Genomic DNA, 26,242 nt, shown 5'->3' with positions numbered 1-26,242 from the left:
GTTCCTCCCCATCAGCACAGGTAATCGACCATTGCTTGCTGGACGCAGGCCGAGTCCAGCAGCGAACTGCTGCGCAAAAAACGCACGATGTTGCCGACCAAGGGGTGGTGGCGATTGATCGGGAACGCCAGGCCAGACACCTCGTCCTTGAGCGCGAGGCGCACCGCGGGGCTGACGGGCAGGTGATCGATCAACTGAAAGTCGAAGGCGTTCTGCAAGTCGTTGGTCAGGTAGTGGCGGATAAACACCGGCAGGATCTGCGCCAGGCAATGGCGCTCGGCCTCGCTGGCGCGCTGCCAGTAGATCTGCACCAGTCGCGTCCAGAACCCGGAGTGGCGGCCCTCATCGAGCAAATGGTCGGCCATCAGGCCCTTGATCGAGGCCTTCACCGTGTCGTCCCGGGCGAACGCGGCGACATCGTGGGTTACGGTGTTTTCCGCAATGGCCACGCAGATCAGTTCCATGGGCGCGCGCAACTCAGGCGGGGCCAGGGCCAGGGCAGCCGGCACGGCGCGGCTCAACTCGATTTGCGTGGGTAATTGGATGGGCGCGATACCGGTCAGGGCGATGGTTTGCTGCATAAAGTCCATGGCCACTAGTGCGTGGTAGTCCTCGTCCACGACCACGGTCATGGCGTCATACCGGCAGGCTGGCGGGAAGGCCACGCCAAAGCGGTTCTTGGCGATGCTGCGGGCGGTCTGGTCGACGATTTCGGTTTCAAAAATCACCACGTCGTTGATGAACTTGTAGAGGGTCTGTACCAGCACGAAGTCGCGCTGCTGCGGGCATTCGCGCAAAAAGGCCTGGCCCAGAACCAGGGGCTGACGGCTCAGGGGGTAGATCAATTTGTCGTCGTTTTCCAACATCCGCCGGGGCCGGGTGCGGATGCTGGCGCGGTTCTCCCAGGTGTCGGCGAAGGATTGATAGGTGGCGGCGTTCATTGGCTCAGCTCCTGGATGCTGGCGTGCAAGCCATCCCACAGCGCGAGTCGGCTACGCACCGCGGCCAGGGCGGCGGCCTGGGCCTCGGCCTCACGCTGCGGGTCGCCGTCGATCAGGCTTGCCAGTAACTGTTCGGCGGCTGGGCCATGGTCGTGAGCGTCCACGTCGATATGCCGTTGCAGGTAGTAACGCAAAGTCGGCGCCTGATCCGCGCCGATCCGCCATTGGTCGAGCAGGCCCTGGAACATCATCGGAATCACGGTTTCACGGCCATGCACAAAAGCGGCGGCGACGCAGTGGGGCGCAGCGTTCAGGGCGGTTTCGAGGGTGTGGCGGACAAACGTCGCGGCGCTCGGGTGTACGTCGATGCGGTGCAGCGCGGCGTTCCAACTGATGCCTTGGCGTTGCAGGGCGACAAACTGCTCGATGGCCCGGGTGCTGGCGCCGATCTCCGCCATGGCCTCCAGGTACAACTCGAAGTGGCTGCAATGCCCGCCACTGGGCCGCGTGTCGGATTCCTCGCCCAGCACAATGTCGTTGATAAGCCGCGTCGCCTGCGGGTGGGGCGCTGGCAGCCACGGCACCTGGGTGCAGGTCAGCTCGGTTTGCAGGCGCTTGGTCAGCGACATGAAATCCCACACGGCAAATACGTGGGTTTGCATAAAACACTGAAGTTTGCCCAGTGAGTTGATGTCGGAAAATATCCGATGGTTATCTAATTGCGCTTTGCACAGTTGCAGGGGTGTTGGAATGGCAAGCATTGGGCGGCCTCTGACGTAATAAGTGTGACGCGTTAACGACGAGAAGTTCTTTTTATTGGGCGAGCGCGGGGCTCAAACAGAAGTTGATAAAGGGACGGTTTTCTCCCGATGGCAAAGGCCGCATGGTTGTTTAATAAGCCTTTGCCAGAGTGGCGTGCACCCGAGGCGAACTAGCCTGAGTGCTGGCCAACTAAAAATTAATGCAAGAAGTAAGTGTTTCGCAAGTATTTTTTACTGTTTGTAAGTTGCGCATTTTTAATGTGCGATAAGTTGCATTAAAACTTATTGGCTAAGTTTTATTGGGGCGAAGTTGTTCGTTTCGGCTTAAATAAGCCGAAATTGGAATAGCAGCGTGAGTGCCTCACGACTGACAACTTCTTGAGTAAGTAAACGCAGCTTGAGGGCATTCTTTAGCGGCGCGAGCGTGCACAGCCCGATCGCAACCTTTGTTTGGCAGACTCCTTCTTGTTGGCTCGTTCCAAGGCGCCTTGGCGCGCAGGAAGACGCGGCGGCGCCGGCGTTTTGCTGGCCCGTACAAGAGTGAGTGCAAATGGGTGGCGCCGCTATTGCTGGCGGCGGGGTTGTTTCGGGTTTTGTCCGTAGGAAATCGCGACTGTTACCAAGCATGTGCCCGGCACAGAGGTTTAGCGGGCTAACGCTGTGCCCGCAGGAGGGAGGTGTGGTTTTTTGTAAATGGATTATTCCCCGACGCGACTTGCCAGAAAGCGGGTGATGACTTCAACGGCGCGCCCAAGGTGTTTTTCCAGGGCTTTTAGGCAAGCCTCGATATCGCCCTCGCGAGCAGTGCGCAGCAATTGTCGATGGTCATCCTGGCTGATTTTGCCTAGGCCCATGGCTTGCAGGTTAAAGCGCAGAAAGCGTTCCTCCTCGATCAGCCCGTTCTCCACCAGGGTCAGCAGCCGTCGGTTACCAGCCTTGTTGTAGAGGGCCATGTGGAACAAGCGATTGAGGTGGCCGATCTGGGCGTAATCGGCTTCGCTTTCCATCGCTTCGATGCAGCGGGCGGCCTCGGTGAAGTTGTCCTCATCGAGATGGGGAATGGCCAGGCGCAGCGCTTCGGATTCCAGCAGTAGGCGCAGGGCGTAGGTTTCGGCCGCGTCGCCTTCGACCAGCGCCGCCACCACCGCGCCTTTGTGGGCGACCACATGCAGCAGCGACTGCGCCTCGAGCTGGCGCAGGGCCTCGCGCACCGGCATGCGGCTGACCCCGAACAGGTCGGCCAGGTCTTGTTGGCGCAGGGCCGTGCCGCAGGGCAGGCGCCCGTCGAGGATGGCGGCGCGCAGGGTTTGTTCAATCACGGAGCGAGCAAGGTGGGCCGGTATGGGCCCGTCGATGGTGATGCTGCTCAAGGGGTTCGGCTTCTGTGTCACGACAACGCTACCCTCTGAAAATAACCAGGCTTGATTGGATCCAATTAACACTAGTGACCACCCAAGGTCTTGTCAAACCTTCGGTTTTGCGCGCCGAGGTGGCCAGACGGGGTGGTGGGCGATTCTATTCCGACAGCTCGCCGAATGCAGTGATTGCACGGTGCCATTGTCTTTTACTTATCGAAGCTGCACCATCGATTGGTTTTCCACGGACCACCCGGACTTCATCGCATTGGCGATACGTTTAGCTTTGCCTCGAACCTTGCGCTGGATGGTTTCAGCGGTGCTCCTGGCCAGCCTGATGCTGGGCGGCCTGCATGCCGATTGGGATTTTTCCCTGATAAGCCGCCGGGCCGAGGCGCTGTACGGGCCCTTGGGCCAGGGCCAGCAGCGTATCGATGCCTGGCAGCACCTGTTGGCTACGCAAAAGCAGACCAGCGAGCAAGAGCAGCTCAAGGTGGTCAACCTGTTCTTCAACAAACAGATGCGCTACATGGAAGACGTCGACCTGTGGGGCCAGGTCGATTACTGGGAAACCCCCATCGAAGGCCTCTGGAAAGGCGCCGGCGACTGCGAGGACTACGCCATCGCCAAATACTTCAGCCTGCGCCGCCTCGGGGTCTCCAGCGACAAATTGCGCATTACGTACGTCAAGGCTTTGCGCCAGAATCGCGCCCACATGGTGCTGACCTACTATTCAACCCCCGAGGCCATGCCGCTGGTTCTCGACAGCCTGATCGACGCGATCCAACCGGCCAGCCAACGAACCGACCTGTTGCCGGTCTACTCTTTCAACGCCGAGGGGCTGTGGCTGCCGGGCGCCAAGGGCAACAAGAAAGTCGGCGACACCAAACGTCTGTCGCGCTGGCAGGACGTGTTGAAAAAAATGAAGGCCGAAGGTTTTCCGGTCGAGACGACTAATTAGGAGCACGCGCTCAGATGTCCCTGTTCAAACAACTGTTGATCGCAATCTGTCTGTTCCTGGTGGTCGCCTTCAGCGGCAGCTTCATGGTCAGCCTGGAAAGCTCGCGCACCCAGTACGTCAACCAGTTGCGCTCCCATGCCCAGGACGCGGCCACGGCGCTGGCGCTGTCGTTGACGCCCAATATCGACGACCCGGCGATGGTCGAGCTGATGGTCAGTTCGATTTTCGACAGCGGCTATTACGCCAGCATCCGCGTGGTGGACCTGGCGACTGACCAAGTCCTGGTCGAGCGCAGCGGCAGCCCTGAGGTCAGTGTGCCGGCGTGGTTCGTTAACCTGATCGGCCTGGAGCCGGCCGGCGGCGATGCCATCGTCAGCCGTGGCTGGGAGCAGGCCGCGCGAGTCGAGGTGGTCAGCCACCCGATGTTTGCCCTGGCCAAACTCTGGCAGAGCGCCCTGGGCAGCCTGGGTTGGTTGCTGATCTGCGGCGCGGTGAGCGCAGTGCTGGGCGCGCTGCTGTTGCGCCGCCAGTTGAAGCCGCTCGATTACATGGTGCAGCAGTCCCACGCCATCGCCCGGCGTGAATTCCTCAGCTTGCCCGAACTACCGCGCACTCCGGAACTGCGCCGGGTGGTGCAGGCGATGAATCAGATGGTCGAGAAGCTCAAGGCCCTGTTCCAGGAGCAGGCCGAACGCAGCGAAAAACTGCGGGTGGAATCCTATCAGGACAACCTGACGGGGCTGGCTAACCGCCGCTATTTTGAAATGCAGCTCAACGCACGGGTCAGCAACCCGGAGCAGGCCAGTTCCGGTTACCTGATGCTGCTGCGGGTCAAGGACCTGGCGGGCCTGAACCAGCGCCTGGGCGGGCAGCGCACCGACCAGTTGCTGCAAGCCGTGGGCGAGCAACTGCAACGCGAGTGCGCCAAGTACCCGGAAACCCAGAACCTGATTACCCGCATCCGGGGTGGCGAATTCGCCGTGCTGGCGCCGGGCCTGGTGCGCGAAGAAGCGCTGCAACTGGCCCAGAGCCTGGAAGGCACCCTGGCGAGCTTGCAGGCGACCGGCGCCTCGGACGTATCGCCGGTGGCCTACATTGGCCTGGCGCCGTTCTCCCATGGCGATTCGCCACAGACCCTGCTCAGCCTCGCCGACCAGGCATTGGCCCAGGCCGAGACCCAGGGCGAGGCCAGTTGGACCTGCCTGGACCATGGCGCGGCGGCCAGCGTGGGCGACGACCACCACGCTTGGCATACCCTGCTCGACCGCGCACTGGACCAACAGCGTCTGGAGCTATTTTTCCAACCGGTAGTCGCCAGCCAAGACACCCAATTGGTCCTGCACTACAAAGTGCTGTCGCGCCTGCGTGACGAACAGGGCCAGACCATCGCCGCCGGGCGCTTCCTGCCGTGGTTGGAGCGCTTCGGCTGGACCGCGCGCCTGGATCGCCTGATGCTCAAACTGGTATTGGAGCAAATGGCCGGGCACGACCAATCTCTGGCGCTGAACCTGTCATCCGCGACCCTGGCCGACCCTCAGGCACTGAACAAGATTTTCGATCTGTTGCGCCAACACGCCAACCTGGGGCCGCGGCTGACCCTGGAAATCGGCGAAGAGCAATTGCCCGAACAAGCGGTGCTGGAACAACTGACCCGGCGCCTGCGTGAGCTGGGCTTCTCCCTCAGCCTGCAACGCTTCGGCGGGCGCTTCAGCATGATCGGCAACCTGGCGCGCCTGGGCCTGGCCTACCTGAAAATCGACGGCAGCTACATCCGTGCCATCGACCAGGAAGGAGACAAACGCCTGTTTATCGAAGCCATCCAGCGCGCCGCCCACAGCATCGACCTGCCGCTGATTGCCGAGCGGGTCGAGACTGAGGGCGAGTTGCAAGTGATCCGCGAAATGGGCCTTTACGGCGTGCAGGGCCAGTTGTTCGGCGAACCTGCACCCTGGGGCCCGAAAGCCGATTAAGGGGCTTCGGCCTTGATTTCGCGGTAGCGCTGCTCCAGCTCCTGGCGGATCTGGCGGCGCTGGCGGGCCTGGGTGAAGCGGCGCTGGTCTTCGCTGTTGTGTGGTTGCAGTTGGGGAGCCGGGGCGGGTTTGCGGTCCTCGTCCACCGCCACCATGGTGAAAAAGCAACTGTTGGTGTGCCGCACCGAGCGCTCGCGGATGTTTTCCGTCACCACCTTGATGCCCACCTCCATCGAGGTATTGCCGGTGTAGTTGACCGACGCGAGGAATGTCACCAGTTCACCCACGTGGATCGGCTCGCGGAAAATCACCTGGTCCACCGACAGGGTCACCACATAGCGCCCGGCATAACGGCTGGCGCAGGCGTAGGCCACTTCATCGAGGTATTTGAGCAGGGTCCCGCCGTGGACATTGCCAGAGAAGTTGGCCATGTCGGGGGTCATCAAGACAGTCATCGACAGCTGGGCGTTTCCGGGTTCCATAGCTCACTCACGGGTTAAGGCTGCAATAGCGAGGGCGCCTCTGCGGGCACCTGGGTTGTTTTTCAAACCAGCGTTATCGGGACGCCGCGCGGCGGGCGGCCGTCACGCCCGAAGTGATCTGTTTCCATATATTGCACCGGCTTTCTGCCAGAAGTCGCGGTGTTACCCTTCAAAAGCCCGGCCCAAGGGCATTTCCTACCTTAAATAAAGATTTTTGTTCGGCGTGCTCAGACGTTTCTTCCGTTCTGGGGCTTGAGCAGCAAGATCAGTCCAACTCAAGGAGCCTCTCGCCATGCATGCCATCAGCTTTATCCAGGATTTGGCCGTGATAATGCTGGTCGCAGGTGTGGTGACCATCCTCTTTCACCGGCTCAAGCAACCGGTGGTGCTGGGTTACATAGTCGCCGGCTTCATCATCGGCCCGCACACCCCGCCGTTCGGCTTGATCCACGACGAAGACACCATCAAGACCCTGGCCGAGCTGGGGGTGATCTTTCTGATGTTCTGCCTGGGGTTGGAATTCAGCCTGCGCAAGTTGTTCAAGGTTGGCGCGACAGCCTTCATCGCAGCGTTCCTGGAAATCGTGCTGATGATCTGGATCGGCTACGAAATCGGCCGCTGGTTCGACTGGAACACCATGGATTCACTCTTCCTCGGCGCGATCTTGGCCATTTCCTCGACCACCATCATCGTCAAGGCCCTCAACGACCTGAAAATGAAGGACCAGCGCTTTGCGCAGTTGATCTTCGGCGTTCTGATCGTGGAAGACATCCTGGGCATCGGCATCATCGCCTTGCTGTCGAGCATCGCGGTCAGCGGCACCGTCAGTTCGGGCGAGGTGTTCTCCACGGTGGGCAAGCTGTCGTTGTTCATGATCGTTGCGCTGGTGATCGGCATCCTGCTGGTGCCACGGTTGCTGGCGTACGTGGCGAAGTTTGAAAGCAATGAAATGCTGCTGATTACTGTGCTGGGCCTGTGTTTTGGTTTTTGCCTGCTGGTGGTCAAACTCGAATACAGCATGGTGCTGGGGGCGTTCCTGATTGGCGCGATCATGGCTGAATCCCGGCAGTTGCTGAAAATTGAGCGGCTGATCGAGCCGGTTCGCGACATGTTCAGTGCCATCTTCTTCGTGGCCATTGGCTTGATGATCGACCCGCAGATTCTCTTGCAGTACGCCTGGCCGATTGCCGTGATTACCGTGGCGGTGGTGTTGGGCAAGATGTTGTCCTGCGGCTTGGGTGCCTTTATCGCCGGCAATGACGGGCGCACCTCACTGCGGGTTGGGATGGGGCTTTCACAGATTGGCGAATTTTCATTCATCATCGCGGCGCTGGGCATGACGCTCCAGGTCACCAGTGATTTCCTCTACCCGGTCGCGGTGGCTGTATCCGCGATCACCACGCTGCTGACGCCGTACCTGATTCGCGGTGCGGACCCCTTGTCGATGAAGCTTGCGGCAGTGATGCCCAAGCGGCTGGCGCGGGTGCTGGGCATGTATGGCGAATGGTTGCGCAGCATCCAGCCCCAGGGCGAAGGTGCATTGCTGGCGAAGATGATCCGCAAGATCCTGCTGCAAGTGGGGGTCAACCTGGCGCTGGTGATGGCGATCTTCTTTTCCGGTGGCTTCTTCGCCCAGCGCATTGGGGACTATTTGCAGGGGTGGGTGGCGGAGCCGAGTTGGCAGAAGGCTTTGATCTGGGGCGGCGCGCTGCTGTTGTCGCTGCCGTTTTTGATTGCGGCTTATCGCAAGCTCAAGGCGCTGTCGATGCTGCTGGCGGAGATGGGCGTCAAGGCGGATATGGCCGGGCGCCATACGCAGCGGGTGCGGCGGGTGATTGCCGAGGTGATACCGATCTTGTCGTTACTGGTGATTTTCTTGTTGCTGTCGGCCTTGTCGTCGAGCATCTTGCCGACCAATGAGCTGTTGATCTTGATAGCCGTCGTTGCGGCGGCTGTGGCGGCGGTGTTGTGGCGCTGGTTTATCCGTGTGCATACGCGCATGCAGGTGGCGTTGCTGGAAACCCTGGATAACCACAAGGACCCCGCCGAACATTGATACCCGCCCCAGGGCTGTGCTGGATGCGGGTTCAAACGGCGTGGCTCAGCTCTCCAGCCAGACGTCCCGCGCCCAGTGCCATACCGATTCCCAGGACTCTTCGGTGACCAGCTCTTCCTTGCCGGACCACAGCACCACGGTGCCGTCTTCTTCGACGCAGTAATAATTCTCGCCGTCCTGGCAAATCGGGATCAGCTCCCGTGGCACGCCAGTATCCCAGGCGTTGGCCGCTACTTCAGGCAGGTAGGTGTGGGATTGTGGGTCGGTGACCGTGACCGGTTCCAGTCTGCCGTAGACCACGTCGCTGACGGTCAGCAGGAACTCCTTGAAAACAAAGGGGATATTGATGAACAGCTGTTCTTCGACTTCCACCAGTTGATCTTCGTCGGGCAGCTCCAGCGGTACCGGAACGGGTTCGTTGGCTTCACACAGTTGTTCGATGACTTCTTCCACGGCCGGAATCCTCTTGCTCGATGGCGCGGTTTATATGGGGCGGTTTATACAGTAGCTCGCTATAAGTGCAACCGCGAAATAGAAAACCCCGGCCAAGACCGGGGTTTCTGTGACTACATGCTTAGCGAGTTGCGCTATCAGCCGTTCTGGCGGATACCGGCTACCAGCCAAGGCTGGTTGTCGCCTTGCGGGCGTTCCATGTTCCAGCTTTCGCTGAACACTTCGCCCTGGTCGAAGCGCGAAGTCTTCGACACGCCGCTGAAGGTCAGGGTGGCGATGGTCTTGTCGGCGCGATCATCCACGCCGTCCAACTGGACGGTGAGGTTGTCGATGTAGGTGGACTGGAAGCCGTCACCCAGCTCGGCGCGTTCGCGCTTGAGGAACTCGAGCAGTTGCGGGGTCACGAACTCGGCGATCTTGTCCATTTCATTGGCGTCCCAGTGCTGTTGCAGGGACTGGAAGTGGCTGCGTGCCGCTTCGATGAAGCGCTCTTCGTTGAACCAGGCTGGCGCATTGATGACCGGGCGCGCAGCAGCTGGAGCAGCCGAACCGCCGAAGATCGAGCCCATGGACGGCTTGTTTTCAAACACTTCACGCTGCATGGGCGCGCCGGCCGGGGCCAGGTGCTCCTGCTGCTTGCGGCGGCGAGCGGCGATGAAGCGGAAGATCACGAACGCGATGACCGCCATGATAAGGATGTCGAAGATCTGCATGCCCTGGAAGCCGCCGCCCATGAACATGGACGCCAGCAAGCCACCAGCCGCGATGCCGGCCAGAGGGCCGAGCCAGCGTGAAGCACCGCCGGCCTTGGCAGCGGCGCCAGCGGCACCGGCCGCGCCCGCAGTGGCAGCAGCGCCACCCATGCCAGGAGAAGAAGGAGCCATTTGGCTGGTCTGGTGGGACGGTGCAGCGCCGGAGCTTTTGCCGCCACCGAAGCGCTTGGCATTGGCGTCCAGACTCATCGTCAGGCCGATGCACAACGCCATGGCGATGCTAAGAAAACGTTTCATAAAGGGAATTCCCATTTGTGGATGGCACGCGCGCCATGGTGCACATGTGAAGTGTTACTGGCTAGCGGCAGAGTGTTTCGGGCTTTTGCCTGACAGGCTGGGTTCAGGTTCGGTCAGCACAAGAGGTTGTGTAGGTTTAGTCTGTAGGCCATGACCATAAGTTCTGTAAGCCTCACCCCCGTGTGACGTGCGGGAGTGAGCGCGAACTTGTCAGACAGTTTCCAGCTTGGCGTACCCCAGCATCAGCCACTTGCTGCCCTCGCTGAAGTTCACCTGCACCCGGGCCTGGGCGCCAGCGCCTTCGAAGTTGAGGATTACGCCGTCGCCGAACACCGAGTGGCGCACTTGCTGGCCGAGGCTGAACGCGGTTTCGGGGATTTGCGCGCCGCTGAACATGCTGGAGGAGTTCTGCTTTTGGCCGCCGCCAAAGGGACGGCTGACACTGTTGGACAGGCGCACTTCCTGGATCAGCCCCTTGGGCACTTCGCGTACGAAACGCGAAACCTTGTTGTAGGTTTCGCTGCCGTAGAGCCGGCGCGTCTCGGCATAGGTCATCACCAGGTTTTGCATGGCGCGGGTGATGCCGACATACGCCAGGCGTCGCTCCTCTTCGAGGCGGCCGGGTTCTTCCAGGCTCATCTTGTGTGGGAACAGGCCTTCTTCCATGCCCACCAGGAACACGTAGGGGAATTCCAGCCCTTTGGCGCTGTGCAGCGTCATCAGTTGAATGCTGTCTTCGTGCTCGTCGGCCTGGGTGTCGCCGGCCTCCAGCGAGGCGTGGCCGAGGAATGCCGCCAGGGGCGAGAGGTCGGCGTCTTCTTCGGTGTTCTCGAAGTTGCGCGCGGCGCTGACCAGTTCCTCAAGGTTTTCCACCCGGGCTTGGCCTTTTTCGCCTTTTTCCGCTTCGTGGTAGGCGATCAGGCCGGACTGCTCGATGACGGTTTGGGTCATCAGGTGCAGCGGCATGTCGAGGGTTTTGGCAGCGAGGTTCTCGATCAGCTCGACAAACCCGCCCAACGCCCCGGCGGCGCGGCCGGTGAGGCCTTTGTTGACGACCAGCAGGCGCATGGCTTCCCACATCGACACATCGCTGTGACGCGCGTGTTCGCGGATGGCCTCGACGGTTTTTTCGCCAATGCCCCGGGCGGGTACATTGATGACCCGCTCCAGGGCGGCATCGTTGCCCCGGCCTTCCAGCAAGCGCAGGTAGGCCATGGCGTTCTTGATTTCGGCGCGCTCGAAGAAGCGCTGGCCCCCGTAGATGCGGTACGGGATGCGCTCGCGCAGCAGGGCTTCTTCAAGCACCCGTGACTGGGCGTTGGAGCGGTACAAAATGGCTATATCGCTGCGTGCCAGGCCGGTTTTCAGGGCGCTTTCGATGGTTTCCACCACGTAGCGCGCTTCATCGTGTTCGTTGAACGCGGCGTACAGGTTGATCGCTTCGCCTTCGCCGCCGTCGGTCCACAGTTCTTTGCCCAGGCGCCCGGTGTTGTTGGCGATCAGGGCGTTGGCCGCTTTGAGGATGCCGGCGGTGGAGCGGTAGTTTTGCTCCAGACGGATGGTTTCAGCGTCCGGGAAGTCTTCGGAGTATTGGTAGATGTTCTCGATTTTCGCGCCGCGCCAGCCGTAGATCGACTGGTCGTCGTCGCCGACCACCATCAGGCTGTCGCCGCCCTTGGCCAGCAGGCGCAACCAGGCGTACTGCACGGCGTTGGTGTCCTGGAATTCGTCGACCAGGATGTGCCGGAAACGCTTTTGGTAGTGGGCCAGCAAACCCGGGTTGTCGCGCCACAGGTCCAGGGCACGCAGCAGCAGCTCGGAGAAGTCGATGACGCCGGCGCGGGCGCAGGCGGCCTCGTAGGCTTCATAGATGCTGCGCATGGTGCCCAGGAACAGGTCGCCGCTGGCCTGGATGTGCTTGGGGCGCAGGCCTTCGTCTTTCTGGCCGTTGATGAACCACTGGGCCTGGCGGGCCGGCCAGCGTTGTTCGTCGAGGCCCAGTTCGCGGATCACCCGCTTGACCAGGCGTTGCTGGTCGTCGCTGTCGAGGATCTGGAAGGACTGGCTCAACCCCGCTTCCTGCCAGTGCGCCCGCAGCAGTCGGTGCGCGAGGCCGTGGAAGGTGCCGACCCACATGCCGGCCGGGCTCAGGCCCATCAATTGCTCGATGCGGTGGCGCATCTCGGCGGCGGCCTTGTTGGTGAAGGTCACCGATAAAATCGAGTGGGGCGATGCGTTTTCTACCTGGATCAACCAGGCGATACGGTGCACCAGCACTCGGGTTTTACCGGAGCCGGCACCGGCCAGGACCAACTGACGACCCACGCGGGCGGCTACGGCCTGGCGTTGGGCATCGTTGAGAGAGTTCAGCAAAAGGGAGAGATCATCGCGCATCGGCGCATTCTAGGGTGCCACGCCACCCCCGGCAAACCGTGCGTTGGGTAAACCGATAAAAAAGAACGGCCGGGGACGACCGGTCAGTCATTGCCTACAGACGACGGCGGGGCTCGCCTGAAGGGTTTTTGGCGGATGGCGGAGGCGTTTTGTTTTCGGATTTTTATGACGTGGAGCAGTTTGGTGCGGGCATTGGCTTGTGTATGCTCGCTCGACGTTTCGGGCTCACCATTATAAGAACACGCCGCCTATGACACTCAGCACTAGCCTGTCGGGCCCTTCTGTTGCGCCCCAGGTTATCCGCCAGCAATACGCCACGCAGATGGCGGTTGAGCGAACCCGTCTGCTCTATCAAGGCTCCCTGCTGCCGACGGTTTTCATGTTGCTCAACGGTTTGGTCTGCGCCGCGTTGCTGTGGAGCCCGCAGCGTTATGGGCTGGTGAGTGTCTGGCTGGTGTGGTTGCTGACGCTGGTGGCGTTGCGGGTGATCCAAGTGGCGGCGTTCGATTCAGCGTTGCCTGCCCGTCAGGCCCAACCGGTGTGGCAGCGCATGTTCCTGCTGGGTTCGGCCGCCAGCGGCCTGACGCTCGGTATCGCCGGTATCGCCGTGGTGCCCACCGACAGTTTCCTTCAGCAAGCCTGGGTGTTCGGCCTGATCGGCGCGGCGACGCTGTCGGCCAGCGTTGCCTACGCGGTGAGCCTGCCGGCGTTCCTGTCCTTTGCTTTGCCTTGCCTGTTGCCTGCCATCGGCTACCTGTTTTGGGGTTCCGGCGAGCAGCAGGGTTGGGGTTGGCTGGGGCTGATCCTGTTGGGCTTGCTGAGCGTGGTGGCGTGGCAGGTCAACCGGTTGATCCAGCGCGGTTTGCTGCGCGGCTTCCAGAACCAGGCACTGATCGAGCATTTGCAGCAATCCCAGCACCGCAGCGAGCAGCTCAACGAGGACTTGGCCCGTGAGATAGAGCAGCGCCGCAGCGCCGAAGAGCAGTTGCGCCAGGCCCAGGTCGGCCTGGAGCAACGTGTAGCCCAGCGCAGCCTGGAGCTGGACGCCGCCAACCAGGCGCTGAAAAAGAGTGAGGCGCGCCTGGGCCTGGCCTTGAAGGCCAGCGAGTTGGGCCTGTGGGATTGGAATCTGCAAACCGATGAAGTGCACCACACCCAGCTCAAGGAGCTGTTCGGCCTGGAGCCGGAATACGTCACGGCCATGCTCGGCCACCTCAAGCCGCGGCTGCACCCGCAAGACGTGCCGTTGCTCAAGCGGGCGTTGGTGGAGCACTTGAAGGGGCGCACCGAGGACTACCAGATCGAGTACCGCGTGCGCCACGAGGACGGCCACTGGGTGTGGATCGAAGACCGTGGCCGCGCGGTGGAGCGGACCAGCAATGGCCGGGTGATCCGCATGGTCGGCACCCGGCGCGATATCAGCACCCGCAAAGAATTGGAAGAGCAGCGGCGCCTGGCGGCGACGGTGTTCGAGGCGGCCAGCGAAGGCATCGTCATTCTTGACCCGGACTACGCGCTGATCGCCATCAATCAGGCATTCAGCCATGTCACCGGCTATCAGATCGAAGACATGCTGGGGCGCAACGTCGTCGAATTGCCGTGCAGCCGCGATGCGCGCCGGCACTACCCGGTGATCCACCAGGCGCTGGAGCAGCACGGCAGTTGGCAAGGCGAACTGGTGGAGGCGCGCAAGAACGGCGAGTTGTATCCGCAATGGCTGCAACTTACGGCGGTGCGCGATGTGCGGGGTAACGTCAGCCATATTGTCGGCTTCTTCACCGATCTGTCGGCCCGCCGCGCCTCCGAAGAACGCATGCGCTACCTGAGCCATTACGACGAACTGACCGGGCTGGCCAACCGCGCGCTGTTTCGCGAACGCCTGCATGATGCCTACCAACGTATCCGCCAGGGCGGCCGCAGCCTGGCGTTGCTACACATCAACCTGGACCGCTTCAAGCTGCTCAACGACAGCCTCGGCCATGAGGTGGCCGATCAACTGTTACAGAAAATGGCCCGGCGCCTGGTCAACGCGCTACCCGAAGCCGACACCATCGCGCGGCTGTCCGGGGACGAGTTCGCGGTGCTATTCGATGCCTACGGCAACTTGTCCAGCCTGGCGCGGGTGGCCACACGCTTGTCGGCCAAACTGCGTTTGCCGCTGAACATCGAGGGGCACGAATTGGTGGTCAGTGCCTCGATGGGCATCAGCATGCTGCCGGACAACGCACGGGACATCCCCGCCCTGGTCAGCCAGTCGAACATGGCCATGCAGCACGCCAAGCACTTGGGCGGTAATAACTTCCAGTTCTATACCGACAGCCTGCAAGCCAGCACCCTTGAGCGCTTGCAGCTGGAAAACCAACTGCGCAAGGCCATCGATGAGCACCAGCTCAAGGTGTTCTACCAACCCAAACTGTGCCTGGCCACCGGGCGCCTGAATGCCGCCGAGGCGTTGGTGCGTTGGGACCACCCGACCATGGGCCGCGTGCCGCCGGGGGACTTTATCGGGTTGGCGGAAGAAACCGGATTGATCGGCCCGATCGGTGAATTCGTGCTGCGCCAGGCCTGCTGGCAGGCGTGCGAATGGCAGCGCCAGGGGCTGGAGCCGATCCGGGTGTCGGTCAACCTGTCGGTGCACCAGTTGCGCCAGGGCAAACTGGTCAGCCTGGTGCGCCAGGTGCTGGAAGAGACCGGGTTGGCGCCGCACTACTTGGAGTTGGAGCTGACCGAGAGCCAGTTGCTCGACAGCGTCGAGCACATCATCGCCACCTTCCAGCAGTTGCGTGACCTGGGGGTGAAACTGGCGATCGACGATTTTGGCACCGGCTATTCCTCCCTGAGCTACCTCAAGCGCATCCCGGTGGACTACGTGAAGATCGACCAGGCGTTCATTCGCGGGGTGGGCGAGGGCGGCGAGGACGCGGCGATCACCCGGGCGATCATCGCCATGGCCCATGGCCTGTCCCTCAAGGTCGTGGCCGAAGGCGTGGAAGATCAGCGGCAACTGGACTTTCTCAAAGCCGAGGGCTGCGACGAAGTGCAGGGTTACCTCATCAGCCGCCCCGTGGAGGCCAGCGAGTTGGGTGCGTTGCTGGGCCGATAGGTCGCCGGATTGAGCCGCGTCAGGCCATCGCGCCCGTAGGGCTACAAAGGCTCTGGCCTCAAGAACAGTGGGCGGCGGGACGTTTTTGTGATGTTTCGGGCAGGCAAAAAGACGATTCTTGTAGTATAACTACAAGCTCGCTACATCCCTGGCGCCTGCCAATAACAAGAGTCCGATCCTTTGAACCTGTTGCAACATATCGCCCAGTCTCGCCACCTGTTACGCAAATCGGAACTCAAGGTTGCCGATCACGTGCTGCTTGACCCCGCGGCGGTGATGCACAGTTCCATGGCCGACCTGGCCCACAGCGTGGGCATCAGTGAGCCGACCATCGTGCGCTTTTGCCGTGCCATCGGTTGCTCCGGCTTCCAGGACTTGAAGCTGAAACTGGCGCAAAGCCTGGCGGCGGGGGCCAGTTTCGGCCAGTTCGCCATCCACGAAGACGACTCGGTCGCCGACTACAGCCTGAAGATTTTCGACACCACCCTGCACACCCTGATGGAAGTGCGCGAGAAGCTCGACCCGGTGGCGCTGCAACGGGCGGTGACCGCCATGTCCCAGGCCCAACGCGTGGAGTTCTATGGCTTTGGCGCCTCGGGCGCGGTGGCGGCGGATGCCCAGCACAAGTTCTTCCGCTTATTGCTCACTGCGGCGGCCTATTCCGACCCGCACATGCAGGCGATGTCGGCGGTCACCCTCAAGCCGTCGGACGTGGCGATCTGTATTTCCCAGTCCGGGCGCTCCAAGGATTTGCTGATTACCGCCAACCTGGTGCGCGAAAGCGGCGCCTCGCTGATTACCCTGTGCCCGAGCCAGACGCCGCTGGCCGAGCTGGCCACCGTCAACCTGGCCATCGATGTGCACGAAGACACCGAAATCTACACACCGCTGACCTCGCGCATCGCCCACCTGGTGGTGATCGACGTGCTGGCCATGGGCGTGGCCATGGCGCGTGGCCCGAGCCTGGTCAACCACCTCAAGAGCGTCAAGCGCAGCCTTCGTAGCCTGCGGTTGTCGCCCAAGTCGGTGAAGGCGCTGGACGACTGAGCCGGCGCCACCGTCATCTACCTGTAACCCCCGCGCCGCCAAACCGTCACCCTAGGCGCCTATCGTGAAACTCCCGTACTCGCCTTGGGAGACTCGAAATGGCCCAGCCCTACGAAGAACGCAACAGCGCCGTCAAAACCCGTCGTCAGCAGGAAGACCAGCGCCGCATGGCGTTTCGCCGTGCGATCGAGGACCGTTGCCAGCAGCGGCAGTTGCTCGCACAAATTGGCGATTTGCCTGACGCGGCAGAACTCAATTTCTGGCAGGCAGCGCCAAGCGCCGGCCGTCGAAACGCTCAACCAGCTCACTGATCTGCGCCCGCTCGCTGCGGATAAAGCCCAGGAACGCATGGGCCACCGGTGACAGGCGCTTGGCCTTGGCCTGCACCACGCACCAACTGCGGTACAGCGGCAGCTCCTCCACCGGCAACTCCACCAGTCTGCCGGTGGCCAGTTCCAGGTTCAGGGCGTGGCGCGTCAGCAAAGCCACGCCCAGGCCCGCCACCACGCATTCGCGTTGCGCTTCGGCGGACGCCACTTCCTGGGTCTGGGTAAAGTGCACGCGTTTTTCCTTGAAGTATTCCTCACACGCCAACCGCGTACCCGAGCCGGGTTCGCGGATCAACAGGGTGTGGGGTTCGAGGTCTTGCAGGCGCAGCGGCCCCTGATGGCACAGCGGGTGGTCGGGCGGGGCGACGGCGACGATGGGGTTATTGAGGAAGGGCAGGAACTCCAGGCCCATGTCCTGGGGCACCATCGACATTATCACCAGGTCGTCGCGGTTGTCCGACAGGCGACGTATGGCCTGCGCGCGGTTGATGACCGTCAGGTGCAGATTGACCTCCGGATGCTGGCGCCGGAATGCGGCGAACAGGTGCGGCACGAAGTATTTGGCGCTCGATTCCACCGCCAGTTTTAGTTGCCCCTGGAGCGAGCCCTGCATGTCCGAGAGCTGCATGTCGAGGTTTTCCAGGCGCCCGAAAATATCCCGGCTAGCGCGCTGTAACGCTTCAGCTGCTTCAGTCATGTAGAGTTTTTTGCCCACGTAATCGAAGAGTGGCTGGCCGATCAGCTCTTCAAGTTGACGAATCTGTAGGCTAACGGCAGGTTGTGTGAGGGACATTTCCTCGGCCGCGCGACTGTAAGAGCGCAAATCACAGACCTCATTGAAGATCTGAAGTTGACGCAATGTCATACGCATCAATGACTTACGCATTTACTGAAAACTCTCGTCACGGGCGGGAAGCTCAACTATAAGCTTTTGCTTATGCACGACCCAATAATTATTGATTTTTGTTAATCCCTTGAGAGGACTAGTGTGGCTACGCGGCTGGCCAGAAACATTTGGTCACTCGTCGACCCGGTCTAGCGGGTGGCAATAGCAATCGGCTCAAGGGAAATTCCAAGTGATAACAAAGATCCTGATCGCCAACCGTGGTGAGATTGCCGTACGCATCGTGCGGGCGTGCGCCGAGATGGGCATCCGCTCGGTGGCGATCTATTCCGATGCCGACCGTCACGCCTTGCACGTCAAGCGCGCCGACGAGGCTCACAGCATCGGTGCCGAGCCCCTGGCCGGCTACCTGAACCCGCGCAAACTGGTGAACCTGGCAGTCGAGACCGGTTGCGACGCCCTGCACCCCGGCTACGGTTTCCTGTCGGAAAACGCCGAATTGGCGGACATCTGCGCCGAACGTGGGATCAAGTTCATTGGCCCGTCGGCCGAAGTCATCCGCCGCATGGGCGATAAGACTGAAGCGCGCCGCAGCATGATTAAGGCCGGTGTACCGGTCACTCCGGGCACCGAAGGCAACGTTGCGGACATCGCCGAAGCGCTGACCGAAGGCGACCGCATCGGCTACCCGGTGATGCTCAAGGCCACCTCCGGTGGTGGCGGCCGCGGCATTCGCCGTTGCAACAGCCGCGAAGAACTGGAGCAAGCCTTTCCCCGGGTGATCTCCGAGGCCACCAAGGCCTTCGGCTCGGCCGAAGTGTTTCTGGAAAAGTGCATCGTCAATCCCAAGCACATCGAAGCGCAGATACTCGGTGACAGCTTTGGCAACGTGGTGCACCTGTTCGAGCGCGACTGCTCGATCCAGCGCCGCAACCAGAAGCTCATCGAAATCGCCCCCAGCCCCCAACTGACCCCGGAACAGCGCGCCTACATCGGCGACCTGTCGGTGCGTGCGGCCAAAGCGGTGGGCTACGAGAACGCCGGCACCGTGGAGTTCCTGCTCGCCGAGGGCGAGGTGTACTTCATGGAGATGAACACCCGGGTGCAGGTGGAACACACCATCACCGAAGAAATCACCGGTATCGACATCGTCCGCGAGCAGATCCGCATCGCCTCGGGCCTGCCGCTGTCGGTCAAGCAGGAAGACATCCAGCACCGTGGCTTTGCGTTGCAGTTTCGCATCAACGCCGAAGACCCGAAGAACAACTTCCTGCCCAGCTTCGGCAAGATCACCCGCTACTACGCCCCCGGCGGCCCCGGCGTGCGCACCGACACGGCGATCTACACCGGCTACACCATTCCGCCGTTCTATGACTCCATGTGCCTGAAACTGGTGGTCTGGGCCTTGACCTGGGAAGAGGCCATGGACCGTGGCTTGCGCGCCCTCGACGACATGCGCCTGCAAGGCGTGAAGACCACCGCGGCCTATTACCAGGAAATCCTGCGCAACCCGGAATTTCGCAGCGGCCAGTTCAACACCAGTTTTGTGGAAAGCCACCCTGAGCTGACCAACTACTCGATCAAGCGCAAACCCGAAGAGCTGGCCCTGGCCATCGCCGCCGCCATCGCCGCCCACGCAGGCCTATGAATGAAGCAGCTGCAAGTTTTCAGTGGTAAGCGGCAAGTTAAGAGCGGATCGGCTTTTACTTGTCGCTTGTGGCTGGAAGCTTGCCGCTAAGAGGAGATAACAATGAGCAAGAAGATCTTCGTAACCGACACGATTCTGCGCGACGCCCACCAATCGCTGTTGGCGACCCGCATGCGCACCGATGACATGCTGCCCATCTGCGACAAGCTCGACAAAGTCGGCTACTGGTCGCTGGAAGTCTGGGGTGGGGCCACGTTCGACGCCTGTGTGCGCTTTCTCAAGGAAGACCCGTGGGAGCGCCTGCGCAAGCTGCGCGCGGCTTTGCCCAACACACGGCTGCAAATGCTCCTGCGCGGGCAGAACCTGCTGGGCTATCGCCACTACAGCGATGACGTGGTCAAGGCGTTCGTGGCCAAGGCTGCGGTCAACGGCATCGACGTGTTCCGTATCTTCGACGCGATGAACGACGTGCGTAACCTGCGCGTGGCCATCGAAGCGGTGAAAGCCGCCGGCAAGCACGCCCAGGGCACCATCGCCTACACCACCAGCCCGGTGCATACCATCGACGCGTTCGTGGCCCAGGCCAAGCAAATGGAAGCCATGGGGTGCGACTCGGTGGCGATCAAGGACATGGCCGGCCTGCTCACGCCTTACGCCACGGGCGAATTGGTCAAGGCGCTCAAAGCCGAGCAGTCGCTGCCGATCTTCATCCACTCCCACGACACTGCGGGCCTGGCGGCGATGTGCCAACTCAAGGCCATCGAGAACGGTGCCGACCATATCGACACGGCGATTTCCAGCTTCGCTTGGGGCACCAGCCATCCGGGCACCGAGTCGATGGTTGCGGCCCTCAAGGGCAGTGAATTCGACACCGGCCTGGACTTGGAACTGCTGCAAGAGATTGGCCTGTACTTCTACGCGGTGCGTAAGAAATACCACCAGTTCGAGAGTGAATTCACCGCGGTCGATACCCGCGTGCAAGTCAACCAAGTGCCGGGCGGGATGATTTCCAACCTGGCCAACCAGTTGAAAGAGCAGGGTGCACTCAACCGCATGAGCGAAGTGTTGGCCGAGATTCCACGGGTACGCGAAGACCTGGGTTTCCCGCCCCTGGTCACGCCAACCTCGCAGATCGTCGGCACCCAGGCGTTCTTCAACGTGCTGGCTGGCGAGCGCTACAAAACCATCACCAACGAAGTGAAGCTGTACCTGCAAGGCGGCTACGGCAAGGCGCCGGGCACTGTTGACGAGAAACTGCGCCGCCAGGCCATCGGTAGCGAAGACGTGATCGACGTGCGCCCCGCCGACTTGCTCAAGCCGGAAATGACCAAGCTGCGCGGTGAGATTGGCGCGTTGGCCAAATCCGAGGAGGACGTGCTGACTTACGCCATGTTCCCGGACATTGGCCGCAAGTTCCTCGAAGAACGCGACGCAGGCACCCTGACCCCGGAAGCCTTGCTGCCGATCCCCGAAGCGGGTGGCGTGCGCTCGGCGGGCGGTGAAGGCGTGCCGACCGAGTTCGTCATCGACGTGCACGGTGAAACCTACCGCGTGGACATCACCGGTGTCGGCGTCAAGGCCGAAGGCAAGCGCCACTTCTACCTGTCCATCGACGGCATGCCCGAAGAAGTGGTGTTCGAGCCGCTCAACGAATTTGTCGGCGGTGGCACCAGCCAGCGCAAGCAGGCCAGTACGCCAGGCCATGTCAGCACCACCATGCCGGGCAACATCGTCGATGTGCTAGTCAAGGAAGGCGACGTGGTCAAGGCCGGGCAAGCCGTGCTGATTACCGAAGCCATGAAGATGGAAACCGAAGTGCAATCGGCCATCGCGGGCAAGGTCGTGGCCATCCATGTGGCCAAGGGCGACCGGGTCAACCCGGGCGAGATACTGATCGAGATCGAAGGCTGATTTAACAGCCTTCGGCTACAACGCTTTAAACCTCGGGGGGGCATGTGCTCCCCTTTTTTTTGCGTAAAAAACTCGATTCAAGGCCGGATTCTGAATTTCTCCCGGCTGGCAATAATTTCAGTGCGGCCCAAGTGAGGCTCAGCGATCACGCTGCCCTCAGGGTAGAGCCCGGTGACTTCGTTGGGCCCGTTTTGCAGTGGCGGCGCCTTGAAGTTGACTGCGTCGGCGCTATTTCTGCTGATTTCGACCTGGGTGGCCATATTGTCTTTCTTGAATTGGACGGCGTAGAGGCCAGTCAGGGAATGGGTCTTGGGGTTTTCCAGAAATATGACTTCTCCCACCCGAACAATGCTGGGGAGTGCGGCGGGGTTTTTTGAGCTGGCCATGGTGCACCTCGTGGGCGAGGGGGCGACGGGATCAGGCTAAGCGTGGTCCTGATACCCGTCTACTGTCAGAAGTGACAGGTGTTGAGCCGTACAGTGCTTTTAGAAGCTCATCCGCCACTGCCCTGTCAGGCCATTGCTGCGGTTGTTGCTGCTCAGCTCGCCCTGATAGCCGACGCCCAAGGTGTGGTGCTCGGACAGTCTCAGGTCCAGACCAGCGGCCAGTACCAGGCTGTCACGGTCCTGGGCCGCACCTTCGATGGTGAAACCCTTGCCAGTGCTGACGAAGCTTTGGCGGGTCTTGCTTTGCAAGTCGCCGTAGGTGTGTTTCCAACCGGCGCTCAGGCTCGGCATCAGGGCCATGCCGTTGTCCAGCAGGGTGAACTGGGCGAGGCGCAGGCCGAAGGTGTTGTTCAGGTTTTGCCGGCTCTGGCGCTCGACCCGCAGGGCCGCATCGCCGCCCTTTTCCTGGTAGCTGGCGCGTTGATAGCGCTCATAGCCCAGGCTGACAAAAGGCTCGGCGCTCAGGTTGGCGCTGCCCATTTGGTAGCCCAATTCGGCGAAGGCTTGCTGGGTGCTGGAATCGAAGGAGCCCTTGAGGGTGTCGCGATAGCCCTTGAATGCCAGGTTGCGCTGCGTGTCACCGGAGTGGCTGCCATAGGTTGCGCCCAGGCGCAGCGCGAGCGGGCCGCGTTGGCCTATGGCGTAGGCGCCCAGGTACCAGTTGTCGAGGTCGGCATCGAACCGTCGGCCGTCGACCTGGGTCTGCGATTTGGCGCCCAGCAGGCCCAGGCTCCAGGTCTCGTTCACGGACCAGTCGGCGCCCACCACCACGCCATGGGTGCGTTGTTGCAGCGCACGGCTGGCGTGGGCGCGGTCGGTGGTGGTCGAGTTGCCCAGGGCCTGCACCCACACGCGACCGTTGCCGCTGTCGAACTGCGCCGGGGCATCGCTGCCCTGGCGCAGGGTGGCCAGCAGGCTGCCGACCACGGGCCGGGCGCTGTTCTGGGTAATGTTGGCCAGGTTCGCGTTGGCGCCACCGGCCAGTTGTTCCAGGCCGTTGGCGGCTTCGCGGCCGTTATCGCTGCCGGCACCGTCTTCAAGGCGCCGTTCGTTGCGGGTGTAAGCCAGGTCTACGGTCGTTTCGCTGTAGTGCAGGGCGGGCGTCAAGTAGAGCAGGTCGCTGTTCACCTCCCCAAATTCACCCTCGATCTTGCCGGCCTGGATGACGGTGAAGTACAGGGGGTCAGGGTAGGCGGTGTCGGCAGCCTTGACCGTTAATGCGGCGTTGTCGATTTTAGCGGTGCCCTCGACCTGGACCTTGGCGCCGTCGCCGTTTTGAGCGATGTCGTAAACCAGCGTCGAGCCCTCGGCAAGGGTCAGGTCCTCGCCGACCCATGCGGCGCCCTGCGTAGGATTCACGTGCAGGGTTCCTTCCACGATCAGGTTGCGGACCTTGCCGTTGCCGCCATAAGTGGCGCCCTGCGCCACGAACGCATCGCCGACGATGGTGCCCTGGTTGATGAGGGTGGCGCTATTGCGCACCAGTGCACCGAACTGGAAGTCGCCGGTGCCTTGCACTGTCCAGTTGCCTTGCGGAACGTCCAGCCCCTGGAAGTTGCGTGTCTCAGTCAAGGTGGCGCCGTGGTTGGCCTCCAGCCTCAACACATTGAACCCTTCGCCGCCATCGAAAGCGTGTTCCTGGATGCCATCGAGCTGGAGGGTCAGCAGGTCATCGTCCATGCCCAGGGCAGAGTTGAGGATGTTGTCTTTGCTGTTGGTGGCAATCAGGGTCGTCTTGATTGTGGGGTCATTGGCGAAGTCTTCCAGTAGGCCTAACACCTCGGCCACTGTCTTTGGCGGGAGTGGCGCCTGGCTTTGTTGGGCGTGGGCCATTTTCACCGTGGGCAGGGTCAGGGCGATGGCCAGGGCGAGTGCATGGGGGCTAGGTGGGAGCAAGGTCGGCATGAAGGAGGAGCCTCGTGGTTCGGGAGGCGGAACTCTACGGGGCCATGGCGGGCTATTAATGCCGGGGTTTTCCGTGGTTTTTGCGCGCTATGGCGGCATTACGTGTCGGCATTGTGGGGCGGCGGAGCAAAGTTGGCCGGTGGCCTGCTTGAGTGGCAGCTTTGCCTCACCGTGACTGCGGAAACACCTGTAGGGCGCCCCCACCCGGCCCGCCCTCCGTTGCTCCCTTCGCCGGGTTGATTGGCGCCTGTGCCATGGCGCACTGGCAGTGCGGGGGTCGCAGTCGCAGGCATCTGCATTTTATTGCGTGTGAGCACCCTGTTAACGGCGTATAAATGCATTTTAATGCACATATAAGGCACACATAGTGCAACCATCTGCACTATATTGCAGGCAACGACTTTGGACGCTCCCTCAAAGGCATCAAATTGCAGGTAACAGCCATGTTCACTTTGACACTCCAACTTTGGTCGGCAGGCGAATGGCAAGACGCCATGCTCCTGACCTTCCACGAACCGCAAGAGCGCCTGCAAAGCCGTTGTAGCTTCGGCTACCTGCAGGACTACCTAGTGGCGCACCTGGGCGATATCGGCGACCCCTTCGCCAGTGCTGTCAGTGCCAACCTGCCGTTGGACTGGAACAGCGAAGACCAGGCCAGTGCGCCGGCCTTTTTACACGACATCGCTCCGGCCGGCGCAGCCCGGCGCTTCCTGCTGGCGCGCCTGGGCCAGCAAAAGCCCGAAGGCATCAGCCCCGATTTGTTCCTGCTAGGCCGCAGCACCCCGGCGCCCATCGGCCATTTACGCATCAAGGAGTCGTTGCAGGACGTTGATAAGCGGCTGCCCATGGGGTTTGCCCGTGACGAGGTGATCGCCCGCGACCAGCGTTTCCTGGAATACGCCTACGAGCAGGGCGCGGCGATTGGCGGTGCAACCGGGGCGGGGGGGGAGGCGCCGAAGCTGCTGCTCACCGAAAGCGTCGACGGCCTGCTGTACCCGGACGCTGTGCTCGATGACGCCGAGGCCCGGCAGCACTGGTTCGTCAAATTCGCCCGCAACAAGGGGCTGCAACTGGACCAGGACATCCTGCGTAGCGAGTTCCACTACTACAAAGCCCTGCAAACCCTGGGCATCGAGACCGTGGCCGCCGAGGGCCTGGCGCTGGAAGAGGCGAGCAAGCCGAGCCTGTGGATGCAGCGCTTTGACCGGGGCGTGACGGCCCACGGCGTCGAGCGCTTGGCCGTGGAGTCGGTCTACTCCCTGGCCGGCGTCACCACCCCTGGCAGTGCGATGAACCACGTGCAGGTGATGCAGATGCTGGCGCAACTGTGGTGGCGGGTGGAGCAGGACGAGCAAATCCCGGATCTGGTCGCCGACTACCTGCGCCGTGACCTGCTGAACAAGATATTGGGCAACTCTGATAACCACGGGCGCAACACGGCAATCATCCGCGAGGCCGACTCGGTGCGCCTGGCACCCATCTACGACCTGGCACCGATGGTGATGGACGACGAAGGCATCACTCGCACCACCAAATGGCCCCGGGAAATCGAGCGGGCCGGGGAGGTCGATTGGCGCGCCGCGTGCGAGGCCTTGGCCGATATCGCCGATCCGCAGGACAGCTTTGAACGCCTGCGCGAAGACGCCGCGCACCTGCTGGCACTGCCCGATATCCTCGCCGACAGCGGCTTGCCCGCCGTGACGTTCAAGCACCCGAGCATAGCCCTGAAAAACCTTGGGCAACGCTTGAAAGACTGGGGGCTGCAATGAACATGACCCTACAAGAACGCGCCCGGTTCATCGACGCCATCCAGCTAGGCCTGGGCGAAGGCACGTTGCAGATCGGCGAAGCCGTGCGGCGCTTGCGGGTCGAAGTGACAGGGCTGCACCAGAGCCAATTTGCGCGCATGTGCAAAATCTCGGTGCGCACCCTGGTGCATATCGAACACGGCGAAGGCAACCAGACCCTGAAGTCGCTTAACGCAGTGTTCAAGCCATTCGGGCTGCAGATGGGCGTGGTAAAAGCCCGGCGCACGAAGGCGGGCGTTTAAACCAATGTTTATTGCTGGACCCAGCGAGGAGAAACCATGCGCGTGTGGATCGATGCCGACGCTTGCCCCAAGGCCGCGAAGGATCAAGTGGTGAAATTTGCCCTCAAGCGCCAGTTCGAGGTGTTGCTGGTGGCGGGCCAGAGCCAGATCAAACCGCCGTTCGCCTGTGTGCGGCTGATCGTGGTGCCGGCCGGGCCGGATGCGGCGGACGATTACCTGGTGGAACATGCCGTGCCCGGCGACCTGGTGATTTGCAGCGACGTACCGCTGGCTGACCGCTTGGTGAAAAAAGGCGTGGACGCCCTCGACCCACGGGGCAAACCCTTCGACGCGCAAAACATGGGCGAACGCCTGGCCGTGCGCAACCTGTTCACCGACCTGCGCGAACAAGGCCAGGCCAGCGGCGGGCAAGGGCCCTATGGCGAACGGGACAAACAGGCCTTCGCCAATAGCCTGGATCGGCTGCTGACACGGTTGATGCGGGGGGAATGACCCGGACCACATCCCTGTGGCAGCGGGCTGGGTCCGGGCGGCGATCCGACGATGGCGCCGGGTCAGGCAACGTGATGTTGGCTG

General features: G+C 61.8%; 21 protein-coding genes. 11 read left to right on the top strand and 10 right to left on the bottom strand.

Annotation, left to right across the window (positions count from 1 at the left end; translation table 11 throughout):
• Nucleotides 1-11 precede the first annotated feature (11 nt).
• The 3 genes from AC19YT_RS10720 to AC19YT_RS10710 all read right to left on the bottom strand — a co-directional run bounded on the left by AC19YT_RS10720 (nucleotide 12) and on the right by AC19YT_RS10710 (nucleotide 3,093).
• Nucleotides 12-941 carry a diiron oxygenase gene (locus tag AC19YT_RS10720; RefSeq protein WP_095109282.1) on the bottom strand — a complete coding sequence of 310 codons (930 nt, stop codon included), beginning with the start codon at nucleotides 939-941 and terminating at the stop codon, nucleotides 12-14.
• Complete coding sequence (locus AC19YT_RS10715) at nucleotides 938-1,702, bottom strand: DUF3050 domain-containing protein (RefSeq protein ID WP_095109281.1); 765 nt, start codon at nucleotides 1,700-1,702, stop codon at nucleotides 938-940. Before AC19YT_RS10715 ends, AC19YT_RS10720 begins: the two co-directional genes overlap by 4 nt.
• Before the next feature lie 698 nt (nucleotides 1,703-2,400).
• The gene (locus tag AC19YT_RS10710) at nucleotides 2,401-3,093 is read right to left on the bottom strand and encodes a GntR family transcriptional regulator (protein WP_500610216.1); all 693 of its coding nucleotides are present in this window, start codon (nucleotides 3,091-3,093) and stop codon (nucleotides 2,401-2,403) included.
• A 232-nt stretch (nucleotides 3,094-3,325) separates the two neighbouring features.
• Between AC19YT_RS10710 and lapG the strand changes: the two genes are divergently transcribed.
• Both lapG and lapD read left to right on the top strand, forming a co-directional pair.
• Nucleotides 3,326-4,018 (top strand): cysteine protease LapG, encoded by a 693-nt coding sequence (gene lapG, locus AC19YT_RS10705; protein WP_095109290.1) that lies wholly within the window; start codon nucleotides 3,326-3,328, stop codon nucleotides 4,016-4,018.
• A gap of 14 nt (nucleotides 4,019-4,032) precedes the next feature.
• Nucleotides 4,033-5,988 carry a cyclic di-GMP receptor LapD gene (gene lapD, locus AC19YT_RS10700; protein ID WP_095109279.1) on the top strand — a complete coding sequence of 652 codons (1,956 nt, stop codon included), beginning with the start codon at nucleotides 4,033-4,035 and terminating at the stop codon, nucleotides 5,986-5,988.
• On the opposite strand, the gene AC19YT_RS10695 is transcribed toward lapD, so the two are convergent.
• Nucleotides 5,985-6,470 (bottom strand): acyl-CoA thioesterase, encoded by a 486-nt coding sequence (locus tag AC19YT_RS10695; protein ID WP_500610215.1) that lies wholly within the window; start codon nucleotides 6,468-6,470, stop codon nucleotides 5,985-5,987. The two genes, lapD and AC19YT_RS10695, sit on opposite strands and share 4 nt — an antisense overlap.
• 292 nt (nucleotides 6,471-6,762) lie before the next feature.
• Here AC19YT_RS10695 and AC19YT_RS10690 point away from each other — a divergent pair, with 292 nt between their 5' ends.
• Nucleotides 6,763-8,526, top strand: a complete 1,764-nt coding sequence (locus AC19YT_RS10690) for a cation:proton antiporter (RefSeq protein WP_095109277.1) — start codon at nucleotides 6,763-6,765, stop codon at nucleotides 8,524-8,526.
• Nucleotides 8,527-8,571: 45 nt separating this feature from the next.
• Here the strand turns inward: AC19YT_RS10690 and AC19YT_RS10685 are convergent, their stop codons facing one another.
• The 3 genes from AC19YT_RS10685 to uvrD all read right to left on the bottom strand — a co-directional run bounded on the left by AC19YT_RS10685 (nucleotide 8,572) and on the right by uvrD (nucleotide 12,383).
• Complete coding sequence (locus AC19YT_RS10685) at nucleotides 8,572-8,979, bottom strand: SMI1/KNR4 family protein (RefSeq protein WP_500610214.1); 408 nt, start codon at nucleotides 8,977-8,979, stop codon at nucleotides 8,572-8,574.
• A 137-nt stretch (nucleotides 8,980-9,116) separates the two neighbouring features.
• Complete coding sequence (locus tag AC19YT_RS10680; protein ID WP_500610213.1) at nucleotides 9,117-9,989, bottom strand: Tim44 domain-containing protein; 873 nt, start codon at nucleotides 9,987-9,989, stop codon at nucleotides 9,117-9,119.
• 210 nt (nucleotides 9,990-10,199) lie between these two features.
• Entirely contained in the window at nucleotides 10,200-12,383 is a 2,184-nt protein-coding gene (uvrD, locus tag AC19YT_RS10675) for a DNA helicase II (protein WP_095109274.1), read from the bottom strand.
• 250 nt (nucleotides 12,384-12,633) lie between these two features.
• On the opposite strand from uvrD, the gene AC19YT_RS10670 reads away from it, so the two are divergent.
• The 3 genes from AC19YT_RS10670 to AC19YT_RS10660 all read left to right on the top strand — a co-directional run bounded on the left by AC19YT_RS10670 (nucleotide 12,634) and on the right by AC19YT_RS10660 (nucleotide 16,844).
• The gene (locus tag AC19YT_RS10670) at nucleotides 12,634-15,486 is read left to right on the top strand and encodes a putative bifunctional diguanylate cyclase/phosphodiesterase (RefSeq protein WP_500610212.1); all 2,853 of its coding nucleotides are present in this window, start codon (nucleotides 12,634-12,636) and stop codon (nucleotides 15,484-15,486) included.
• 180 nt (nucleotides 15,487-15,666) lie between these two features.
• Nucleotides 15,667-16,533 carry a transcriptional regulator HexR gene (gene hexR / locus AC19YT_RS10665; protein WP_095109272.1) on the top strand — a complete coding sequence of 289 codons (867 nt, stop codon included), beginning with the start codon at nucleotides 15,667-15,669 and terminating at the stop codon, nucleotides 16,531-16,533.
• 98 nt (nucleotides 16,534-16,631) lie between these two features.
• On the top strand, nucleotides 16,632-16,844 hold the full coding sequence (locus tag AC19YT_RS10660; RefSeq protein WP_095109271.1) for a PA3496 family putative envelope integrity protein: 213 nt from the start codon (nucleotides 16,632-16,634) through the stop codon (nucleotides 16,842-16,844).
• On the opposite strand, the gene AC19YT_RS10655 is transcribed toward AC19YT_RS10660, so the two are convergent.
• Nucleotides 16,786-17,748 (bottom strand): LysR family transcriptional regulator, encoded by a 963-nt coding sequence (locus AC19YT_RS10655; protein WP_095109270.1) that lies wholly within the window; start codon nucleotides 17,746-17,748, stop codon nucleotides 16,786-16,788. The two genes, AC19YT_RS10660 and AC19YT_RS10655, sit on opposite strands and share 59 nt — an antisense overlap.
• A gap of 190 nt (nucleotides 17,749-17,938) precedes the next feature.
• Between AC19YT_RS10655 and AC19YT_RS10650 the strand changes: the two genes are divergently transcribed.
• Together AC19YT_RS10650 and oadA are read left to right on the top strand one after the other, a co-directional pair.
• Nucleotides 17,939-19,354, top strand: coding sequence for an acetyl-CoA carboxylase biotin carboxylase subunit (locus tag AC19YT_RS10650; RefSeq protein ID WP_095109269.1), 1,416 nt, complete (start codon nucleotides 17,939-17,941; stop codon nucleotides 19,352-19,354).
• A 102-nt stretch (nucleotides 19,355-19,456) separates the two neighbouring features.
• A complete protein-coding gene (gene oadA, locus AC19YT_RS10645) occupies nucleotides 19,457-21,265 on the top strand; it encodes a sodium-extruding oxaloacetate decarboxylase subunit alpha (protein ID WP_500599837.1) in 1,809 nt (602 codons plus the stop codon).
• A gap of 77 nt (nucleotides 21,266-21,342) precedes the next feature.
• Here the strand turns inward: oadA and AC19YT_RS10640 are convergent, their stop codons facing one another.
• Both AC19YT_RS10640 and AC19YT_RS10635 read right to left on the bottom strand, forming a co-directional pair.
• The gene (locus AC19YT_RS10640; protein ID WP_500610211.1) at nucleotides 21,343-21,651 is read right to left on the bottom strand and encodes a hypothetical protein; all 309 of its coding nucleotides are present in this window, start codon (nucleotides 21,649-21,651) and stop codon (nucleotides 21,343-21,345) included.
• A gap of 99 nt (nucleotides 21,652-21,750) precedes the next feature.
• Nucleotides 21,751-23,616: an autotransporter outer membrane beta-barrel domain-containing protein gene (locus AC19YT_RS10635; RefSeq protein ID WP_500610210.1), complete on the bottom strand. Its 1,866-nt coding sequence runs from the start codon at nucleotides 23,614-23,616 to the stop codon at nucleotides 21,751-21,753.
• A 443-nt stretch (nucleotides 23,617-24,059) separates the two neighbouring features.
• On the opposite strand from AC19YT_RS10635, the gene AC19YT_RS10630 reads away from it, so the two are divergent.
• From AC19YT_RS10630 to AC19YT_RS10620, 3 genes are read left to right on the top strand one after another with little or no spacing between them, the layout of a single operon-like run.
• Nucleotides 24,060-25,385 (top strand): type II toxin-antitoxin system HipA family toxin, encoded by a 1,326-nt coding sequence (locus tag AC19YT_RS10630; protein WP_500610209.1) that lies wholly within the window; start codon nucleotides 24,060-24,062, stop codon nucleotides 25,383-25,385.
• Nucleotides 25,382-25,666: a helix-turn-helix domain-containing protein gene (locus AC19YT_RS10625; RefSeq protein ID WP_095109264.1), complete on the top strand. Its 285-nt coding sequence runs from the start codon at nucleotides 25,382-25,384 to the stop codon at nucleotides 25,664-25,666. Before AC19YT_RS10630 ends, AC19YT_RS10625 begins: the two co-directional genes overlap by 4 nt.
• 36 nt (nucleotides 25,667-25,702) lie before the next feature.
• Nucleotides 25,703-26,158, top strand: coding sequence for a YaiI/YqxD family protein (locus tag AC19YT_RS10620; RefSeq protein WP_095109263.1), 456 nt, complete (start codon nucleotides 25,703-25,705; stop codon nucleotides 26,156-26,158).
• Nucleotides 26,159-26,242 lie beyond the last annotated feature (84 nt).

Source organism: Pseudomonas sp. MF08875 (assembly GCF_059862525.1).
This window is presented reverse-complemented; position numbering and strand designations above follow the sequence as displayed.